The sequence below is a fragment of the Peptoclostridium acidaminophilum DSM 3953 genome, from assembly GCF_000597865.1.
In the GTDB taxonomy this organism is placed as follows: Bacteria; Bacillota; Clostridia; order Peptostreptococcales; family Peptostreptococcaceae; genus Peptoclostridium_A; species Peptoclostridium_A acidaminophilum.
On sequence record NZ_CP007452.1, the window covers coordinates 1,887,023 to 1,903,923 of the forward strand.

At 41.5% G+C, this 16,901-nt stretch carries 17 protein-coding genes; all 17 read right to left on the reverse strand.

What is annotated here, in order from left to right:
• Positions 1–129: 129 nt before the first annotated feature.
• The gene (locus tag EAL2_RS14825; RefSeq protein ID WP_025436115.1) at positions 130–1,392 is read right to left on the reverse strand and encodes a polysaccharide lyase; all 1,263 of its coding nucleotides are present in this window, start codon (positions 1,390–1,392) and stop codon (positions 130–132) included.
• Between the two features lie 195 nt (positions 1,393–1,587).
• Positions 1,588–2,793, reverse strand: coding sequence for a polysaccharide deacetylase family protein (locus EAL2_RS09300; RefSeq protein WP_025436116.1), 1,206 nt, complete (start codon positions 2,791–2,793; stop codon positions 1,588–1,590).
• Positions 2,783–4,261 (reverse strand): oligosaccharide flippase family protein, encoded by a 1,479-nt coding sequence (locus EAL2_RS09305; protein WP_025436117.1) that lies wholly within the window; start codon positions 4,259–4,261, stop codon positions 2,783–2,785. Before EAL2_RS09305 ends, EAL2_RS09300 begins: the two co-directional genes overlap by 11 nt.
• A 16-nt stretch (positions 4,262–4,277) precedes the next feature.
• Positions 4,278–5,393 carry a GNAT family N-acetyltransferase gene (locus tag EAL2_RS09310; protein ID WP_025436118.1) on the reverse strand — a complete coding sequence of 372 codons (1,116 nt, stop codon included), beginning with the start codon at positions 5,391–5,393 and terminating at the stop codon, positions 4,278–4,280.
• 1 nt (position 5,394) lies between these two features.
• Positions 5,395–6,459 carry a glycosyltransferase family 4 protein gene (locus tag EAL2_RS09315; RefSeq protein ID WP_025436119.1) on the reverse strand — a complete coding sequence of 355 codons (1,065 nt, stop codon included), beginning with the start codon at positions 6,457–6,459 and terminating at the stop codon, positions 5,395–5,397.
• A gap of 5 nt (positions 6,460–6,464) precedes the next feature.
• Positions 6,465–7,556, reverse strand: coding sequence for a polysaccharide deacetylase family protein (locus EAL2_RS09320; RefSeq protein WP_025436120.1), 1,092 nt, complete (start codon positions 7,554–7,556; stop codon positions 6,465–6,467).
• 32 nt (positions 7,557–7,588) lie between these two features.
• Positions 7,589–8,845 carry an O-antigen ligase family protein gene (locus EAL2_RS09325; RefSeq protein WP_025436121.1) on the reverse strand — a complete coding sequence of 419 codons (1,257 nt, stop codon included), beginning with the start codon at positions 8,843–8,845 and terminating at the stop codon, positions 7,589–7,591.
• On the reverse strand, positions 8,842–9,552 hold the full coding sequence (locus EAL2_RS09330; RefSeq protein ID WP_025436122.1) for a YveK family protein: 711 nt from the start codon (positions 9,550–9,552) through the stop codon (positions 8,842–8,844). The genes EAL2_RS09325 and EAL2_RS09330 overlap by 4 nt, the downstream gene beginning before the upstream one ends.
• A 14-nt stretch (positions 9,553–9,566) precedes the next feature.
• Positions 9,567–10,868 (reverse strand): glycosyltransferase, encoded by a 1,302-nt coding sequence (locus tag EAL2_RS09335; RefSeq protein ID WP_051489139.1) that lies wholly within the window; start codon positions 10,866–10,868, stop codon positions 9,567–9,569.
• On the reverse strand, positions 10,865–11,695 hold the full coding sequence (locus EAL2_RS09340) for a glycosyltransferase family 2 protein (RefSeq protein WP_025436124.1): 831 nt from the start codon (positions 11,693–11,695) through the stop codon (positions 10,865–10,867). The genes EAL2_RS09335 and EAL2_RS09340 overlap by 4 nt, the downstream gene beginning before the upstream one ends.
• A gap of 1 nt (position 11,696) precedes the next feature.
• Complete coding sequence (locus EAL2_RS09345; RefSeq protein ID WP_242842464.1) at positions 11,697–12,365, reverse strand: sugar transferase; 669 nt, start codon at positions 12,363–12,365, stop codon at positions 11,697–11,699.
• 21 nt (positions 12,366–12,386) lie between these two features.
• Positions 12,387–13,079: a YveK family protein gene (locus EAL2_RS09350; protein WP_322787245.1), complete on the reverse strand. Its 693-nt coding sequence runs from the start codon at positions 13,077–13,079 to the stop codon at positions 12,387–12,389.
• Between the two features lie 51 nt (positions 13,080–13,130).
• The gene (locus EAL2_RS09355) at positions 13,131–13,871 is read right to left on the reverse strand and encodes a CpsD/CapB family tyrosine-protein kinase (RefSeq protein ID WP_084481096.1); all 741 of its coding nucleotides are present in this window, start codon (positions 13,869–13,871) and stop codon (positions 13,131–13,133) included.
• Between the two features lie 135 nt (positions 13,872–14,006).
• Positions 14,007–14,885, reverse strand: a complete 879-nt coding sequence (locus EAL2_RS09360) for a glycosyltransferase (protein WP_051489141.1) — start codon at positions 14,883–14,885, stop codon at positions 14,007–14,009.
• Complete coding sequence (locus EAL2_RS09365) at positions 14,857–15,849, reverse strand: glycosyltransferase (protein ID WP_025436129.1); 993 nt, start codon at positions 15,847–15,849, stop codon at positions 14,857–14,859. The genes EAL2_RS09360 and EAL2_RS09365 overlap by 29 nt, the downstream gene beginning before the upstream one ends.
• Positions 15,850–15,887: 38 nt before the next feature.
• Positions 15,888–16,250, reverse strand: a complete 363-nt coding sequence (locus tag EAL2_RS14830) for a hypothetical protein (RefSeq protein WP_158408914.1) — start codon at positions 16,248–16,250, stop codon at positions 15,888–15,890.
• 98 nt (positions 16,251–16,348) lie between these two features.
• Complete coding sequence (locus EAL2_RS09370; protein WP_148295981.1) at positions 16,349–16,888, reverse strand: glycosyltransferase family 2 protein; 540 nt, start codon at positions 16,886–16,888, stop codon at positions 16,349–16,351.
• Positions 16,889–16,901: the final 13 nt, after the last annotated feature.

Below are 16,901 nucleotides of genomic sequence, written 5' to 3' on the forward strand. Positions count from 1 at the left end.
GATTTCTCTCCATCCGCATATTTTGCAATCGTTGCAATATCGTAATATTTTATACCCAAATACACGCGCATATAAATAAAAAAAAAGAGCCTGTTAAGGCTCTTTAGAACTAAATAATTTAATCTGTATTTATTTTACTCTTGTTATCTTCAAATCGTCATAATATATTATGCTTTTTCCTGTTTGTGAAGATGTGTTACGGTATGAACCAAGCTTTAAGTAATCTCCCGCAGAATTCAGAAGAGTTGGTATGTTCAATCTGTAATCGCCAGGAAGTTTTTTAGCATCCCAGTTGGCATTGTACTCAGTAACGAATGCCATAGGCTTGCCATCTGCAAGTACTTCTATGTAGCCATCATTTCCCTGTGACCACTTTATGTGAGTTTTCAGGTCTACCCATTGACCTTTTTTAACTGCAACTTTTTCAGATCTTATCTCTGTAACTCCAACCTTTAGATTGTGAACTACCACATACATATATCCATCATGATATTGAATTGATATTGTAGGTCTTCCGTTTACATACTCATCTGCGTTATCCCAGTTTCCATCTACTGGCTGTGGATGCCACTGACCTAGTATCTCCCAATCCGAGTTGTTTGAGTGCGCAGGGTCAACCATGAACTTCCAGTTGTACCAGATCTCGCTTCCCGCCGGCTCGGCCTTCCATTTTGAAGCTATTTCACTTCTAAGTCCGCTGTATACTTTTGAATCTGTATCTCTAAGCTCGAATCTTGCAACGTTGTTGTTTGAATTCAGTGGATCCTTTGTTATAGTTACACCGTATGATGTTGAAGTTTCCTTGTTCCAATTTGAAAGGCTGTCGAAAGCGTCATTAATCAGTGATGTTCCCGATATTGAAGATGACGCTGTTGTCGTAGAAGACGTAGTTGTTGTGGAAGGTGCAGTTGTAGTTGTTGAAGGCTTTGTTGTAGTTGTTGAAGCTGTAGTAGTTGTTGAAGGCTTTGTTGTAGTTGTTGTAGTTGTTGTAGTTGTTGAAGGCTTTGTTGTAGTTGTTGTAGTTGTTGTAGAAGATGCTGAAGCCGATGCATTCAGAGCCTTGATTATAGCGTAGACTTCGCTTTTGTTATTTAGCAAATATCTCTTAACGCTCCTTCTTGAGTCCAACCTTACACCTTTTTTGACAAGCAGCTTCTTCACCTCAAGTTGAAGTGCCTTCAGCTTTGCAGAGTCCTTAGAATAATCTACATCGAAATATTCTTCAAAGAAATCCGCGTTCAGATAATTATATATGACAGCGTCACTGCTTGTTCGGCTTGAGCTGCTGTATGTTCTATTGTAGTCATGTGCAGAAACTGTCCCCAGGCCGCTCATTGCCATAATTGCCGCTATCGAAAGCGCTACACCTTTTCTCATGTTTTTGATATTCATAATTAATTTCCTCCGTTTTTTTAGGTTTATGCAGGTTATTTTTGGCACTCTCCTCCTTTCAAATTTTCACTTATACCTGCTTTGTATAATTTTATTGTCTTTTGAATTATATAATTTGTTTTTGAGTTTAAACATCCTACTCTGGTCCCATTTTTTTTGTTTGAGATTTCCATCCTATTGTAAATTCCATTTTAATTATGTCGTTTTATATACGCCATCCATTATCTCAACATTGAATACACCGTTTGTTTTCGAAACTTCTTTTCCATCTGGAAGTATAAGTTTTTCAACGCTGCCTCCCTCCACTTTCAGGCTCAGGTATTTTGATGAAAGTTCGACATTTTCCGATTTGAATTTCACAACGAATTCATTTCCACTCTGCTCTATGACACTGTTCTCCCTGCAGTAGTAGTATTCAGCCAATTCGCTTCCTGTGCAGTACCATATATTTTTCCCCGAAATATAATCGAATATTTCATTCAGACCTTTCAGATCGTCAAATATATTTAAAAGCTGACTTCTGCCGTCGTTTCTTGCCGGGGATATGTGCTCCTCTATGCTTATCAGAAGCTTGTTTTTTATTAGGTAGTCAATTTTTTTCATTTCTTTTTCTATAAGCTGCCTTCTGAGCAGCCTTTTGACGGTTCCCTTTATAATCCTCTCGTCTTTATTTAAATAACGGTTAAGCATATGCCCGCAAATCGTCGTAGGTATGTCAATCACATTGTTTTTTCCGAAGATTTTTATATCATAGCTTGTCAGAGGATTTTTGTCGCTCCCTCCATGCTCACTGTCGCCGTATTCTACAAGATCAACGTTCGAGTGTCTGCACCACCAAAAAAAACCGCTCCTGTCTATGCTCTCATCCCCATACTTGCCTGGGTCATATCCGCAATACTTGCCTCCCTTGGGATAGTGCCCAAAAACCTCATTGAATATCCTTTTTCCTGTTTCTATCGTTTCTAAAGCTTCCTCCAGACTTCCAAAGGTCGACCATTCCTGCACAAAATCCTCTGTCCTCTCCCCGGCAATACCGTGAGTAGTCCCGTGATAAGCCATTTCAAATTTTGGATTCTCGCTTATATTTCTGAAGAATGCCTTTGTCTCTTCATCAGAATTTATTGCCTCTGATATCACCTTTATACTTGAATCCGCCACTACTCCGCTTCTCTTTCCAACGGGCACAAAAAAAGTCGTTTTGATATTGGGATGTCGTGAAAGCAGCTTTTGCTCGAGATAATCAAACGAAGAATTTTCACCGTGTTTTGCATAGCCCCAGTCTTCCCCAAGCTCAATCTCTCCGCTTCCGCTAACATCAACCCACGTATTTGCAAGATCGTCAATCCAAAAAAGCACTGGCGAATCCGCATCCCCATACCATTTGCATACATCAATCTTCATCCTCAATTACCTCCCTTTTAGAGAATAATTCCCTGGCAAAACTTATCGAAGTGCCCACGTATGATTTCGGTATAAATCCGAACAAAAAGCATATGATGAAATAAACAGCTACAAGCGCTGTGTTGAAAAACAGCTCTGCCAGCACCCCAAGCTCATAAAGTCCAAAATACAAATACAAAGAGTAAGTCATCATAAATGGTATGCCTGCCTTTAAAAAGCTAAAAAGACCTATATTCATTTTATAATAGGCTCTTCCACCAAAATAGTACATTACAGTCATGGCAAAATATGAAACAATCGTTGCTATTGCTGCTCCATAAGCTCCCATTCCCGGAATCAGGGCCATGTTGAGAGCAATATTTATTGCAGTTGCCGCCCCTGGTATTATAAGGTTCAGCGCCATCTTCTTTTCGATATGAATCCCCAGGGAATAAAACTCGCAGCTTCCATCCAGCAAATATGCAATAACTATAAGGGGTACTATTCTAAAAGCCTGGGAGTACTCCTCTGTGGCTAGTATTTTTATCGCCGTGTTTGCATAAACCGAAATACCCAGAACCATAAACCAGCCTATTATGTTATAGTGGTCGAAAATTTCCTCCAGCTTTCTTTTTCCGTTTTCTTCCTTGTACACGCCGTATTTGAATGGAGTGAGGGCATTAGTAAACGGAGCAATGAAAAGCGGCAGTATTAGCATACCCACCTTATATCCTATTGAATAGACTGCGACTGCAGCATATCCCGCGACCACCTTCAAAAAGTACCTGTCAATCAGTGTAAGAACCCACTCCAATACGTCTGAAGCTCCCGCCATGCCAACCCCGTATGAAAGCATATCCTTAAGTTCGCTTTTCCCCCATACCGGCGTTATATTTTTATGATCAGCCCAAATAAGAGCAAGCAATAATATAGCGAATGAAAGGCACTGAGACCTTAGTATTCCTGTTATTCCTCCGTCATATGAAACAACAAAAATCAGCGTAAAAGCCAACGTCAAGGCCAGCTTTACTATCTCTATCAGACTCGCCTTAAGCGCCTTGTACTGCATCGAGTAGTATGCCGTGTATATGCTTATTATGCAGGAAAGCACCGAGCTTGTGACCACATACCTTATGTACACTCCGCCCCGTGCTCCCGATTCGAATACCAGGCCCGCCAACTGACGGGCAAAAATCATATTAAGGGCCACTACAATGATTCCCCAGACGATTGAAAAGGTCAGCGCAATGTTTTTCAGCCTGTTCTTGTCCTCATATTCGTTAAAGAACCTCTTCATTCCCGAATATATTCCCAGCGTTGCAAAAATTGAAAAAAGACTTTGATATGACGATATAATCGAGTAGCTTCCGTATTCCTCCAAAGTGAGACTGTTGGTATAAATCGGAGTAAGTATTAAATTGATAAAATTCGAAATAAGCGACAGCCCCAGATATATTCCTCCAGTTCTGATCATCAAATTACCTTTCATAAACTTTCGCCTACTCTCAACAATTTTTCCCAAGTACAGTGCTTATCCCCGTTCTTATCTCGCTCAGCCTTTTCATATACCTTCCCTTGTGCGTATCCTCATTCCAAAGCTCCAGCTGGTACAGCGATGTAAAGCTGTCTGTAAAATCGAACTTCCAGGGATACCTTCCGCACCCAAAATCAAGCTTGGCTGCAATTTTATTTTCAAAGCAGTACCTTATTATTTCTAGAGACAACACGCTCCCCACGCCGTATTTTTCAAATTCAGGATCATATGCTGAATTCCAGGAATGAATAACATCCTTGTATATATAACAGGCCTCATAGGCTATGTTGCTGCCGTCGTGATTCTTGCTCTTCAAAAAAAACGTTATCAAATTATCGCTTTCACCGTATACGTTCCTTATGAATTCGGCTCTTCTGCTGTCGGCAAAAAGAGATTTGCGGTCAAGCCTGTTCTTAGATTTTCTAAGATACTCCTGCTCGTTGATGTGCATTCTTGCCATCAATTCATAAACATTCTTGTCGCTGCGGGCCTCCACATCATAGTCTGTTATTTCCTTGAGCTTCTTCATATTCCTCTTGATACTCTTTGGTATCAAACTGTCTCTATATCTGTCGAAGCTTTCATACTTGTCAAATAGGAGATTCGGACACTCAAGATTGTAGCGCGAGTATCCAAGATGCTCATTATATTTTCTGCTTCTCAGAAAAAAATAGCCCAGCTTTGAGTTGTTTATTATATTGTTAAGGCTCATTTTGTCCCACAGGCTGCTGTTTTCCTCAACAACCGTGAATATTTTTCTAAATATTGACATAGCGTCTTCCTTGCTCTCGTCCACAAGCACTGTCAGAAAATCCCCCATTCCAAGAAAAACAAGCTCCCTGTAATTTAATCCCCATTTATTGTGGTGTTCGATTGCAAAGGGTGCAATTCCCAGAATATCAACTCCCTGGAATATGCATATTATGAAAAGCTCCATACTCTCACAGTCTCTGTGGGCTTCACACCAGGCCTTCGCCAGCGCGAAAGTGCTGTATATTGTAGCTTCATCATCAATCTCCTGCAGCCTCTCCCACTGATGCTTAAGTCCATAAAACTCGTCTATAGAAGTGATTATTTTATACTCCATCCTACCCCTCCTCGGCAAAGAGATCACTGTAAACCTTAAGCAGACGCTCGCCATTTTCCTCCTTCTCCACATACTCAAGCCTTTTTTTATGCATTTCAATATTTTCGATTACATCGACAGTTCTTTTGCATAAATCTTCAATATCCCTAGTTTTGAATATTATTGTTCCAAGAGGTCTTTCGGCTGCATCGCTTGATATGCTGGGAATGCCGGCATATAAAGCCTCGGCAAGAGATACGGCGTATCCATCCGTATTTGTCGGCCTAATAAAAACATCAGACCTTTTTAGTATTGAGCTGAACTCGAGATTTTCATGGACAAACATGAATCTGTCCTCTATGCCTTTTTCTCTAATAACCCCTTTTATATGTTCATAGTATTCCTGGTTGTTTATATACCCTCTAGATATGCAATATAAAAATCCCAAATCGTATTTGTTTGAAATCCTACCGCACAGCTCGACGAGCATGTCAAGGCCGTAAAGGTCATATCCCTTGTAGAAGTTCATGTTGGAACCGTTGGCCGATATTATCAGCTTATGACTGGCAATGAAATCCAGCATATTTTCCGGAAGCTCAGTCTCCTCCAAGTCAGGAGGCAAAAAACCTGTGATTTTGCGAATCCTGTCTTTTATGCAGCCCCAAGCTTCGAGCTTTTCCGCCACTTTGTCCGAAACCGCGATAAAAACATCCGCATTCTTTAAGACGTATCTCACAAGAGCCTTCTCGGACTGACTCATGTTTTCAATCTCGTCCCTGAGGCTATGGAAAGTCAGAATAATCTTTTTTCGTCTCACTCTCGCTATAAGCGTCATGGCCGCCCTGTGTTTCCAGCTAAGTGTGTGTACATGTATAACATCCTCATTTATTGTAAAAAAATACCAGGGTGTCCACAACTTTGCCCTGGCAATCTTTTTTACGCGAATGTCATCAGATTCGCTTATATTCTCCAAATCGTATATGACAACCTGCATACCGCTTTTCTCAAGCATATCAGCAAGCCTTTTTATATGAACCTCGATTCCCCCAAAGGGCGGAGAACAGCTTCCTATCAGCGCTACCTTCAAGCGTATCACCTCTTCTGGAATTTAATTTCTGATGTGTTCACAAACCGCACTATGCTTTTGTAATCCCTGTTAATCCGCCTGCAGAAGCCCTCAAGCTCAAGCAGAGCAATATTGCCCATGCTCTTGGGGTGCCCTATAACCGAAAGGTAATAATCATTGTTTTCACAGTCATAGCTTTTCAAATAATGCTTCACAATACCCAGCATGACTTCCTTGCAGACTCCGTCATAAGACAGCATCAACGGCTGGCCCAAGTAATTTCCGAGTTTTTTAGCAAATTCCGACAAGGTTCCTCCTTGCGCATCAGCAAAGGCCGTTCCCCGTGGGGGAGTTTCACTAAGCCTCTTTTTTCTTATCCTGCCAAGCAGGCTGTTTTCAATTTTTTTTACCAGCAAACCCGGCATTTTGTAGCAGGAGCCTATCACCATCTCAAATACCGCATCATCGTCCATTTGCGCCATGTGCTCTATACCCATATCAGGATCTATCCACCAGTTTATGCTTTCCGGAACATTTGTATAGTCAAAGCCATGTATGCCAGTTTCCAATCGTCCGCCCTTGAATATGCTCGTATCTATCCATATACCCTCATTTAATAGGGCCTTCAGGAGCTCTCTTTCCGGCATCAGATTCCATCCGCCTGCTCTAAACGCCCTGCATACATAGCTGCTGTCTACTGGTATTAGCAGGTCCTCCAGATATTTTTTACCGTTCCTTATTACATCCGCAGCGCTTGGCGTTCCGTCCCGTCGATCTTCAAACCCCAAATCGTGTATCTTATATTTAGAATAATCGAATTCCCACTTTCCATTACTGTATGTGGAGTTAATCCAATGTGAATGGATATGAAGCTGAACGTCATGGCCGTTTTTTATGGCGTAAACAAGCTGCTCCTCCATGCTTTCTGGGAATTCATTCATGCCAAGCTCCCTGTATCTGAATATAGAAAGCACGTCACTCATAATGACCAAACTTGCCCCGTTTTCGCCGAGCATGTCCATTAAATTGTATGTGGGCTTTATAAGTACATCCTCCTCCGGAACATAGTTGTCCCCGAAAAACAGCTCATGGTCTGCAGTTATACATATGTTGAGCACCTGGTCGCCTCCCTTAGCCTGCGGCTATTGCATCATTCCGCTTTTTCCTCCATTGCAAAAACAAAACCGAATACTATTAAATAAAAAATGTATATGTTAATCCCGTAGTACTGATTTACATTGAAATTTATAGCCAGGCTGTTTCCCGCAAATATAGCCATCGGGAACCACAAATCCGCGCCCTTGCATCTTTTAAGGAGCATAACGAATGCAGCCGCGTAGAAGAATGCATAGCTTATGAAGGTCAAAAGGCCTTGCTCTGTAAGTATGCTCAACCATTGGGAATGTATGTCGAAATCTGATACAAAGTGAGTCATCAAAAGGTACTGCGCATACTGACCTGTTCCAATGCCTATGAAAGGAGATTCGAAAAAAATATTGAATACTCTCTGGAATTGTACGAATCTCATTGACTGGGTAGAGCCTCTGTAATTGAACAAGCTGTTGTACATTGCGATTATATCATCAAGATACACCATATATAGAAAAAAAAGCGCAACCGCTGAAATCAGCACATAAAATAGTTTTTTTACAACCATTCTCCTGTCATTATTCCTAAGTATCATAAATACTGTGAAAATAAAAGCTTCAACAAAAATTGCAATATATCCTGTCCTTGTATAGGTAAGGTAAGTGAATTCCAGGTTCAGCGCCAATACGACAAAATTGAACACGCTTTTTTTCTTCCAGAATTTATACAGCAGTACAGGAAACAGTATTGCTCCCAGGTTTCCCGCCCCGTTGCAGTATCCAACAAGGCCGCCTACTCTGTATATGCCGCTTAGGGCCTCCTTTATTCCAAGCAGCGAATTCCCCAGCGAAAAAAAACTCACTACCGTCATCAGCTTTTCCTTGTCATATTTGCCTCTCACTCCATGGAAAAAAAATACAATCATATGGACCACCACATAAGTTGAAAATACATAAGCATAAGTTTCATGTCTGTATATTTTCAAAACAAGCAGCTGAAATGCAGTAAACACATATATCATACCCAGGCCGGCTGTGATTATTTTCATCTCCCTTGAAACATCAAGAGAGAAATCCGAAATAAGCTCTTTCTCCTCATATGTCGCCAAAACTATATTGTACACAAGAAGAACGAATGCCAAAGACGTTACATAGACAGTGTACTCCTTGTTCAAATCGATATACAGAGGAAATGCAATGTTTACAACAAGTGTCGCCAGCATCAGGTGTGCAATCGTCCTGTTGTGTTTGCTTGTTATAAAAAGCAGGGCCAGGTTGAAGCAGCAAAATATCCAAAGAACCTTTACAATCGACATCATAGCCTGTTCCCCCTGCCTTTTGCCCTGTGCTTTGCCCCTTCGTAGGCTGGTATCACCCCTATAATTGGGACTCCAATTTCCTTCTCGATGTCCTCGGGAGTTTTTATGGTGTCATCGAAGTATTCCTTTATAAAAGCTGCATACAGCCCAACCATCATCCCTATGAAGCCATTGACTATAATTATCACCTTCTTGTCAGGCTTAGAAGGACTTTGGGGTGTTTCGGCCCTGTCTATTATCTTTATATTCTCCATTCCCATTATTCTCTTAACCTCATCGACAAATGCAGCCGCCATTGTGTTGGCTACCCTTGCCGCTTCAGTTGGATTTGCGCTGAGAACATGTATTTCCATTATCTCTGTGTTTTCGACAATGTTAATTGATATCATTTTCGCAAATTCCTCAGCATCCATTACTATGTTTAAATCATTCATGGTTTTTTCAAGGACAGCATCTGACATCGCAATCCTTCCATAGGTATTGACAAGCTTTTGATTCAAAACCACATCGTCAAAATCAAGATACCTCTCGGTTTCATTTTCTATTCTGTTTACAAGAATACTTGTCCCAGCCTCATATTCAGGCTCAAGCACAAAAAAGCTGAATACGGCGCTTATTAAAATTGCTATCATGGTTGCCGCAATAATTATCTTTTTCTGCTTCCAAGCCATTTCAAAATATTCTCTTAGACCGTATATTTCTCCCATTCCTATTCCCCTCTTTAGGCTCTCCCCGCAATCTTGTCTGCCAAATCAAGCGCCACATTCTCCCACTCGTATTTTTCATTTCTGCTCGTCCAGTCCCTTGGCATGGCATCCGTATCGATTAAGTCTGCAATCTCGATTATGGCCTTGCTGATATCCTTGCTATTATTTCCGACCACAGGACCCCGGTCCGCTTCCGCCATAATGTCACTGAGAGGATCGTTCTCGTCCCCTAGTATGGTCAGTATGCAGCCATCTGCGCCCATATACTCGTAAACCTTGCCGGGTATCTGGCTTGAACCCTTGTTTCCCCACAATATGTTAACGTTTGAAAAAACCATGTACCTTAGAGCTTCCTCAAATGGCACTCTCTTTTTGACGCTTATGGCCTCCAAATCTTCAAAGCGCTGTATATTGTCTATATTGTCAATCTCGCCTATTAAGACTATGTTGAGCTTTTCATAGACTGCCTCATTTTCTGATTTTATGCGCCTTATGGCATCTATGAAGGGATCCACATCCCTTAGCTGAGTGTATATGGCTCCTGTGTGTACAATATTTAGCTTGTCCGGGACTATCCATTCAGGAGCGCCTGCTCTCCTTACATTCTCATAATATGCACTGTCGTAGCCCCTATATACTATGCCTGTCTTGACGCGCTCAATCCCGAAGGCGTCCACATATACCTTCCGGGTCTGCTCCGAAGTGAACAGGCATGCATCCGCATCTCTGACGACATTTCTTTCAACGTTCCTTTCATAAAGCTTTCTTAGCAGAGGCTGATCCCTTCTTTCCCTGCTTTGAACAGTCCAAGGGTCGCTCCAGTAAGCTATCCAGCGTATTTTGGGGAATCTCTGCTTAAGCCTGTATGCAACCATGTGGCTCGAGGGAAGCTCGTGCATCGAGAAAATGACATCGTATTCTCCATCTTCGATTAGTTTTTCAGCTCGTTTCATGGCGTTTTTTTGCCAAAAAACAAAAGAATCGGGGACCGCCATATATTTTTTCAATACGCCCTTAATCCTCGTCCTTCCATTTGAAGCTCCAACACTATCGCTTGAGTTTTCACACTTTCTTGAATATGTCTTTGAATACACATATCCGGGAGACTCCCTGTATATCTTCACTTCATCGTCTATTTTTTTATTAAGAACGGCATCATAATATACATGGTCATCGTTATAGCTGCATGTCACAACCCCTACATTATGACCCAGTCTCCTGAGATAGTTGGCATAATATAGACTTCTTATGCTGGCCGAATTGTTCATTGGTGGAAAGTATATTGTTATGAATAATATGTTCATTCTGCCACTCACCTTCCAAGCCTCCTGTAGAGCTTCCTTCTGCTTATATAGTATCCGTGCTTGTTGAAATAGTAAATCAGTCCCTTGAAATGCTCTATGGCAATCCTTCCAAGCGGATTTTTTCTGCTTAATCTCTGATAGTGGTGAACAACCTTGGTTCCCGGAACAGCAACAACCCTGTAGCCGCCTTTCCAGATTCTAAGGCAAAGATCGACGTCCTCCGGCGAGTAAAATATATTCTCATCAAAGAGCCCCACCCTGTCTAGCGCATCCCTATTGACAAGCCAGCATGCTGAAATTGCGTAATCCACATCGAAAAAATCCTCATCCCTGTCAGAATCCCAATTTTCGTAGGATTCGTCGTTTTCTCCCCACCTGCTCATGAATCCAACAGGTGAAAGCTTGCTTAGTTTCTGGAACAGAGTCGGAAACTTCTTGAAGGAATTCTGACGCATTCCGTCCGTGTGAAACATGTAGGGCGCTGCCAAGCCTATGCCCTCATTTTTTTCAAAAATGTCGACAAGTTTTTCGAACGTACCCTTTGAAACCACGGTATCCGAATCCAATATGCATATATATTTGCTCCTTTCGCTGGAGCTCTCTATTCCCATATTTCTGGAAGCTGTGGTTCCCATATTGCTGTCGAGCTCTACAAGAACCACCCTGTCAAAACTTCTTACTATTTCCCTTGTTGCGTCATGCGAACCGTTGTCCACAACAATGACTTCGTTTTGCACTTCCACATTGCTTAATATGGATTCAATGCAGTTTCCTATATATTTTTCTGAATTCCATGTAAGTATTACAAAGCTTATCATTGTTGTTTCACCTTCGTTCACATCAATACGCCCCTTCCTTCTTTATGACTTTTACTACAGTCAAGAAAATCAGCCTTATATCCAAAAAAACACTCATGCTATTGACATACTCAACATCCATGCTTATTCTTTGTTCATATGTAGTGTCACTTCTGCCCATAACCTGCCACATTCCAGTAAGACCAGGCCTTACGCATTTATATATCTCCTGGAATTCACCGTATTTTTCAAGTTCAGCCTGCACTATGGGTCTTGGACCAACAAGGCTCATGTCGCCCCTTAGTATGTTGTAAAACTGAGGCAGTTCGTCCATGCTCGTTGTCCGCAAAAAAGAGCCTAATCTTGTGATTCTCGGATCGTCCTTGAGCTTGAAGTTCTCCTCATATTCCTTTTTCTGTTCCGGAGTAAACTGTTCAAACAGCTCCTTCGCATTAGAGAGCATCGTCCTGAACTTCCAGCATTTGAATGTCCGGCCATCCCGTCCTATTCTCTCATGGCCATAGAATATGTCACCCTTGGGATCGTCCAGCTTAACAGCCAGCATTATAAGAAGGCACAGCGGAGAAAAAAAAATGATTCCGAAAATAGAGCCGATTATGTCCATGATTCTTTTCATGCATTGGTAGACAAACTTTTTTTCCAGGCTTATCATGCTCATTTTTATTATAGTTTCGCTGTCACGCATATCCATTTTTCTTCCCCCCCTCTTTTTTTATATATAGTCCTCCTTTGAAGCATATCGGAGTTTTTCGCGCCTTTGGCGCTTTTTGGCTTCTCCATCAAAAGGCACAACGCCTATCACCTGCATTCCCAGATATTTTTCGACATCATCAGGTGTCTTTATCGTATCATCCAAATAATCCATCAGAAATGCCAGAAAAACACCGCCAATCAAACCCAGAAATGTTGCAAAAACTATTATAAGGGGCTTGTTTGGCTTCGACGACCCAACTGGCGCCTCGGCTTCATCTATTACGCTTATATTTTGTATTTCCATTATCCTTGATATCTCTTGCTTAAACACAAAAGCTATGTTGTTTGCAATCATGGCCGCCCTTTGAGGATCTCCATTTTCCACAACTATCTCCATCATCTCCGTCTCCTCGAGAACGTTGACTTTCACACGCTTTTTAAATTCTCCAATGCTCATGCTTATCTTAAAATTCTCCATTACCTTGCCAAGAACAGTCTTTGACATTATTATTTTTTCGTATGTATTTACAAGCATCTTATTGATAATAATGTCATCATACCTGTAATACACCTCATTTTGCTGAGTTGTCTCTCTTTTTACCATCAAAAGGGTGCTAGCCTCATAGACAGGGTCCAGCACATAAAAACTCAAGACACTGCTTGCCGCTAAGGCTATAAGAGTGGATATCAGTACAATTTTTTTCTTTTGAATAGTATTTCAATATAATCCTTGAGGCCGATTTTTTCTTGCATGTCATCACCCTTATTCATAGTAGTAGGAGCTTTTGCTGGTTTCACTCTTGAAATTATTAAGCACTATGCCCAGTATCCTTGCGTTAACCTTCTCCAAATTCTGCTTGGCTGCTTTGGCCATGCCTATCTCTACTTGTCCCGAGTTGCACACTACTATCACGCCGTCTATGTATGAAGATATTACAGACGCATCTGTCACTATTCCAACCGGCGGAGTATCTATCATTACATAATCATAATTTTCTCTTAATATTCTCAGAAAGCTCTTCATGCTTTTCGAGCTTAGAATCTCAGAAGGATTGGAGGGTATCTGCCCCGCAGTTATAATGTCGATATCCGAGCCTACTATCTTTCTAATATAGCCTCCGTAATCGTCTTCATCGTGGGAAAGCAGAATATCAGTTACCCCTTTCTTGTTGGATACTCCAAAAATTCTATGTACTGAAGGTTTTCTAAAGTCACAATCTATTATTGCAACCTTGTTTCCAAGCAATGAAAGCGATGCTGCAAGATTTGCTGCAACAGTAGTCTTTCCCTCTGCCGCCTTTGAACTTGTTATAGCTATGGTTTTTACTGTTTGGTCTATGTTAGCAAACTGTATGCTTGTCCTTATGCTCCTGTACGCCTCGGCAGCCGGAGACTTCGGGTCGTCATATACTACTATTTTGCTGTTAGCGGCTATGGCTTCCTGTTCTTTTTTTTCGGATTTTATACCTTCCATTTCTACCTTTTCTGCTTCAATGTTTTCCACTTCCGAGCACCTTCTTTCATCTTCAGCTGTTTAGATTTTTTTAATATTATCTTAATATTATTATACCTTCCATTTAAGCCATATAAACTTCTTTACAAAAAAAACGCCCGACTTTATGCCTTGCGGCTGGAATATTCACCAATCCTTGCTTCCTTGGCTCATATGTCTCATGGCATCCAAAAAACCCATTTCTGATTTATACAGGCTGCGCTTTCTAATTGCAAACTGAGCATTTATGAGGCACGACAATCTTTTAGAAAGCGCCTTGTGCAGCACGCCCCTGTCATAGAAATATTTTTCGTTATATCCTTTGAACCATGTAGATTCCTCTTGCTTTACAGTACCAATCCTGGCCGGATTAGAATATATTTTCAAGCCTTTTTTCAAGCAATCAGCTATAAAAATCGTGTCCTCGCCGCAGCCAAACTGAGCTCCGCCTCCAAACAGCAACGAAAAATAGATGTTTGCCTTTATGACGCTCTCTCTCCTAAATGCAAGCCTGTACGTCCCGTATCTCATGAAATTTGTAAAATTTACCTGGGCTTGCCCTTTTATAGTCGAGTCGTCCTTCCTATCTTTATTCAAAGTGGGCAGATTGAATATTATCATGTCGGCTTGCGGGGTTTTTTCAAAAGCATCAAGCACCGTCTTGGCATAGTCATCGTCATATACAACATCGTCATCGGCTATAAGGCATATTTCTGCCCTGGCTCTCATCAAGGCGCTGTTTCTGCTGAGTCCGACACCTCTTTCATTGAATGAGTACATCCTGACCCTCTTGACGCCGTCATCCTGCTCTATATATTCATTCCTTGCACACTGGTTTATTATTATCGCGTCAGTTCTGATATTCATCCTTTGCACAATTCCCAGGTCAGACTGGTGCATAGTCGAAACCAACACTTCCAAAGTCATCAATCCCACCCCGCATTCTAAGAAAGGAGCCTGTCTCACGAGGGCTCCCTTTATTTTTATGTCCTGCATTTTAATGAAAGAATCGTATAACAGCTTCATGAAAACGGCTTAAATATTTATATCCAGCAATGCTAAACATAGCCAGCACAGCAGCAAACTTTCCCTTTATTGGCAGTTCCCGGGTTTTTAGCATATATGTGATTTTTTTCTTCATATCCTTTTGCAGAATCCTTATATCCGCAATATTTTTTGCCGAAATATTCTTACTTGCTTCTCGCAGCAGCCTATAGCTCGACAATGCCGACCTTCGCCTTATTACAGGGACAAGCTGCGGGTAAATTCCTCCTACTGCTGCTTCCAGTCTCTGGTGAGCCGTTACAAGGGATATATTCTTTGTATTAAAGGGCTTCCTTGTAGCGCTTTCATCATTCTTAATTACATGATACTTTGGAATTTGAGAATACACTATTTTTTCGCTGCAAATTATAAATCTGCAAAGCCACAGCATGTCTTCACCAATTGCAATATCCTCATCAAACTCAATGCCATTTTTCTTGTAAATATCAATCCTGTATATCTTGTTGTATACAGACGAATCAAAGCAAAATTCCTTTAGCTCCAGACTCTTCTCTATTGCAGACTCCTGGGTAATAATTTCAGGCGGACGCTCCATATCCAAATCCGGATCCTCCTTATCATTAAGATAATAACCGCAGGCTGCCATATCAGCCCCGTTTTCCTCCAGCAAGCCTGACAGAAACGAAAACATATCTTTTTCAATCCAGTCGTCTCCATCCACAAAACCTATATATTCGCCCTGACATTCCTTAAGGCCCGCATTTCTTGCAGCCGAAACTCCTTGGTTGGTTTGATGAAGAACCTTTATGCGTTTGTCTCTTGACTCGTACTCGTCGCATATTGCTCCGCTGCCGTCTGTAGAACCGTCATCAACCAATATGATTTCCAGATTCTCATATGTCTGATTAACAATGCTGTCCAGACATCTCCGCAGATATTTTTCATTGGAGAATATGGGAACTACAACACTTATAATCGCTTCCATAAACTCACCTCTTATAATCACCGCTAAAGCGCATTACCTTATAGCTTCCAACTAAAAAGTCTTAGCGCAACTTCATTTATCATATCGGCATATCTATATAGCGTCAGGTTGACCGCAATCAGGATAAGGCCTGCCTTATTTTTCGTCGATACGTCTTTGCATTTCAACACGTATGCAAGATTTTTCTTTATATTGTTCTGCAATATCCTTATCGCCTCAGCTTCATGCGAAGGTTTATTTGCATAGGCTTCACACAGCAGCCTGTAGCTCGACATCGCCGACCTTTGCCTTATTACGGGAATGAGCCTGGGATATTTTTCCCTCACCAGGTCTTCCAGCTTTTGATGCGCCCTTACTAGCGATGCCTTCTTAGAATTGAAAGGCTTCCTCGTTGCACTCATATCGTTAGTGACAACATGATACTTGGGTATGCTGGAGTAGACAACTCCATTACTGCTTGTTATGCATTGACACAAGCACAGCATGTCCTCACCAATAGTTATTTCCTCGTCAAATTCAATTCCGTTTTTTTGAAAATATCACTCCTGAACAGCTTGTTGAATACGCCTGAGTCAAAGCAAAACTCCTTCAGCTCCAAGCTCATTCTTATGGCCGTTTCATTGTCCAGGCATTGCGGCTTGGCCTCTATGTCCAATTTTGGGTCAGATTCGTTGTTGACATAATAGCCACAGGCGGCTATTCCTCCATCGTTTCCTTCCAGTATCTCAACCAGATATGAAAGCATGTCCCTTTCAATCCAGTCATCGCCGTCTATAAAAGCCACATACTGGCCTCTTGACATTTTAAGGCCTGTATTCCTGGCTGCGGAAACCCCCTTGTTCCTTTGATGAACGACCCTAATGCGATTGTCCCTTGATGCATATTCCTCACATATTTCCCCGCTGCCATCATTAGAGCCGTCATCAATCAATACTATGTCCAGACTGCCGTAGGTCTGATTGACTATGCTGTCAAGACACCTGCCGATAAATTTTTCTACATTATATACCGGAATAATAACACTAATGACCGGATCCATAAAACCACCTCTC

Bases quoted from the DNA above. Each gene is read 5' to 3' on its own strand.
- EAL2_RS09360 (WP_051489141.1), bottom strand. From the start codon at position 14,885: ATGAAGCTGTTATACGATTCTTTCATTAAAATGCAGGACATAAAAATA.
- EAL2_RS14830 (WP_158408914.1), bottom strand. From the start codon at position 16,250: ATGAGTGCAACGAGGAAGCCTTTCAATTCTAAGAAGGCATCGCTAGTA.
- EAL2_RS14825 (WP_025436115.1), bottom strand. From the start codon at position 1,392: ATGAATATCAAAAACATGAGAAAAGGTGTAGCGCTTTCGATAGCGGCA.
- EAL2_RS09365 (WP_025436129.1), bottom strand. From the start codon at position 15,849: ATGGAAGCGATTATAAGTGTTGTAGTTCCCATATTCTCCAATGAAAAA.
- EAL2_RS09345 (WP_242842464.1), bottom strand. From the start codon at position 12,365: ATGGATATGCGTGACAGCGAAACTATAATAAAAATGAGCATGATAAGC.
- EAL2_RS09370 (WP_148295981.1), bottom strand. From the start codon at position 16,888: ATGGATCCGGTCATTAGTGTTATTATTCCGGTATATAATGTAGAAAAA.
- EAL2_RS09325 (WP_025436121.1), bottom strand. From the start codon at position 8,845: ATGATGTCGATTGTAAAGGTTCTTTGGATATTTTGCTGCTTCAACCTG.
- EAL2_RS09305 (WP_025436117.1), bottom strand. From the start codon at position 4,261: ATGAAAGGTAATTTGATGATCAGAACTGGAGGAATATATCTGGGGCTG.
- EAL2_RS09300 (WP_025436116.1), bottom strand. From the start codon at position 2,793: ATGAAGATTGATGTATGCAAATGGTATGGGGATGCGGATTCGCCAGTG.
- EAL2_RS09330 (WP_025436122.1), bottom strand. From the start codon at position 9,552: ATGGGAGAAATATACGGTCTAAGAGAATATTTTGAAATGGCTTGGAAG.
- EAL2_RS09310 (WP_025436118.1), bottom strand. From the start codon at position 5,393: ATGGAGTATAAAATAATCACTTCTATAGACGAGTTTTATGGACTTAAG.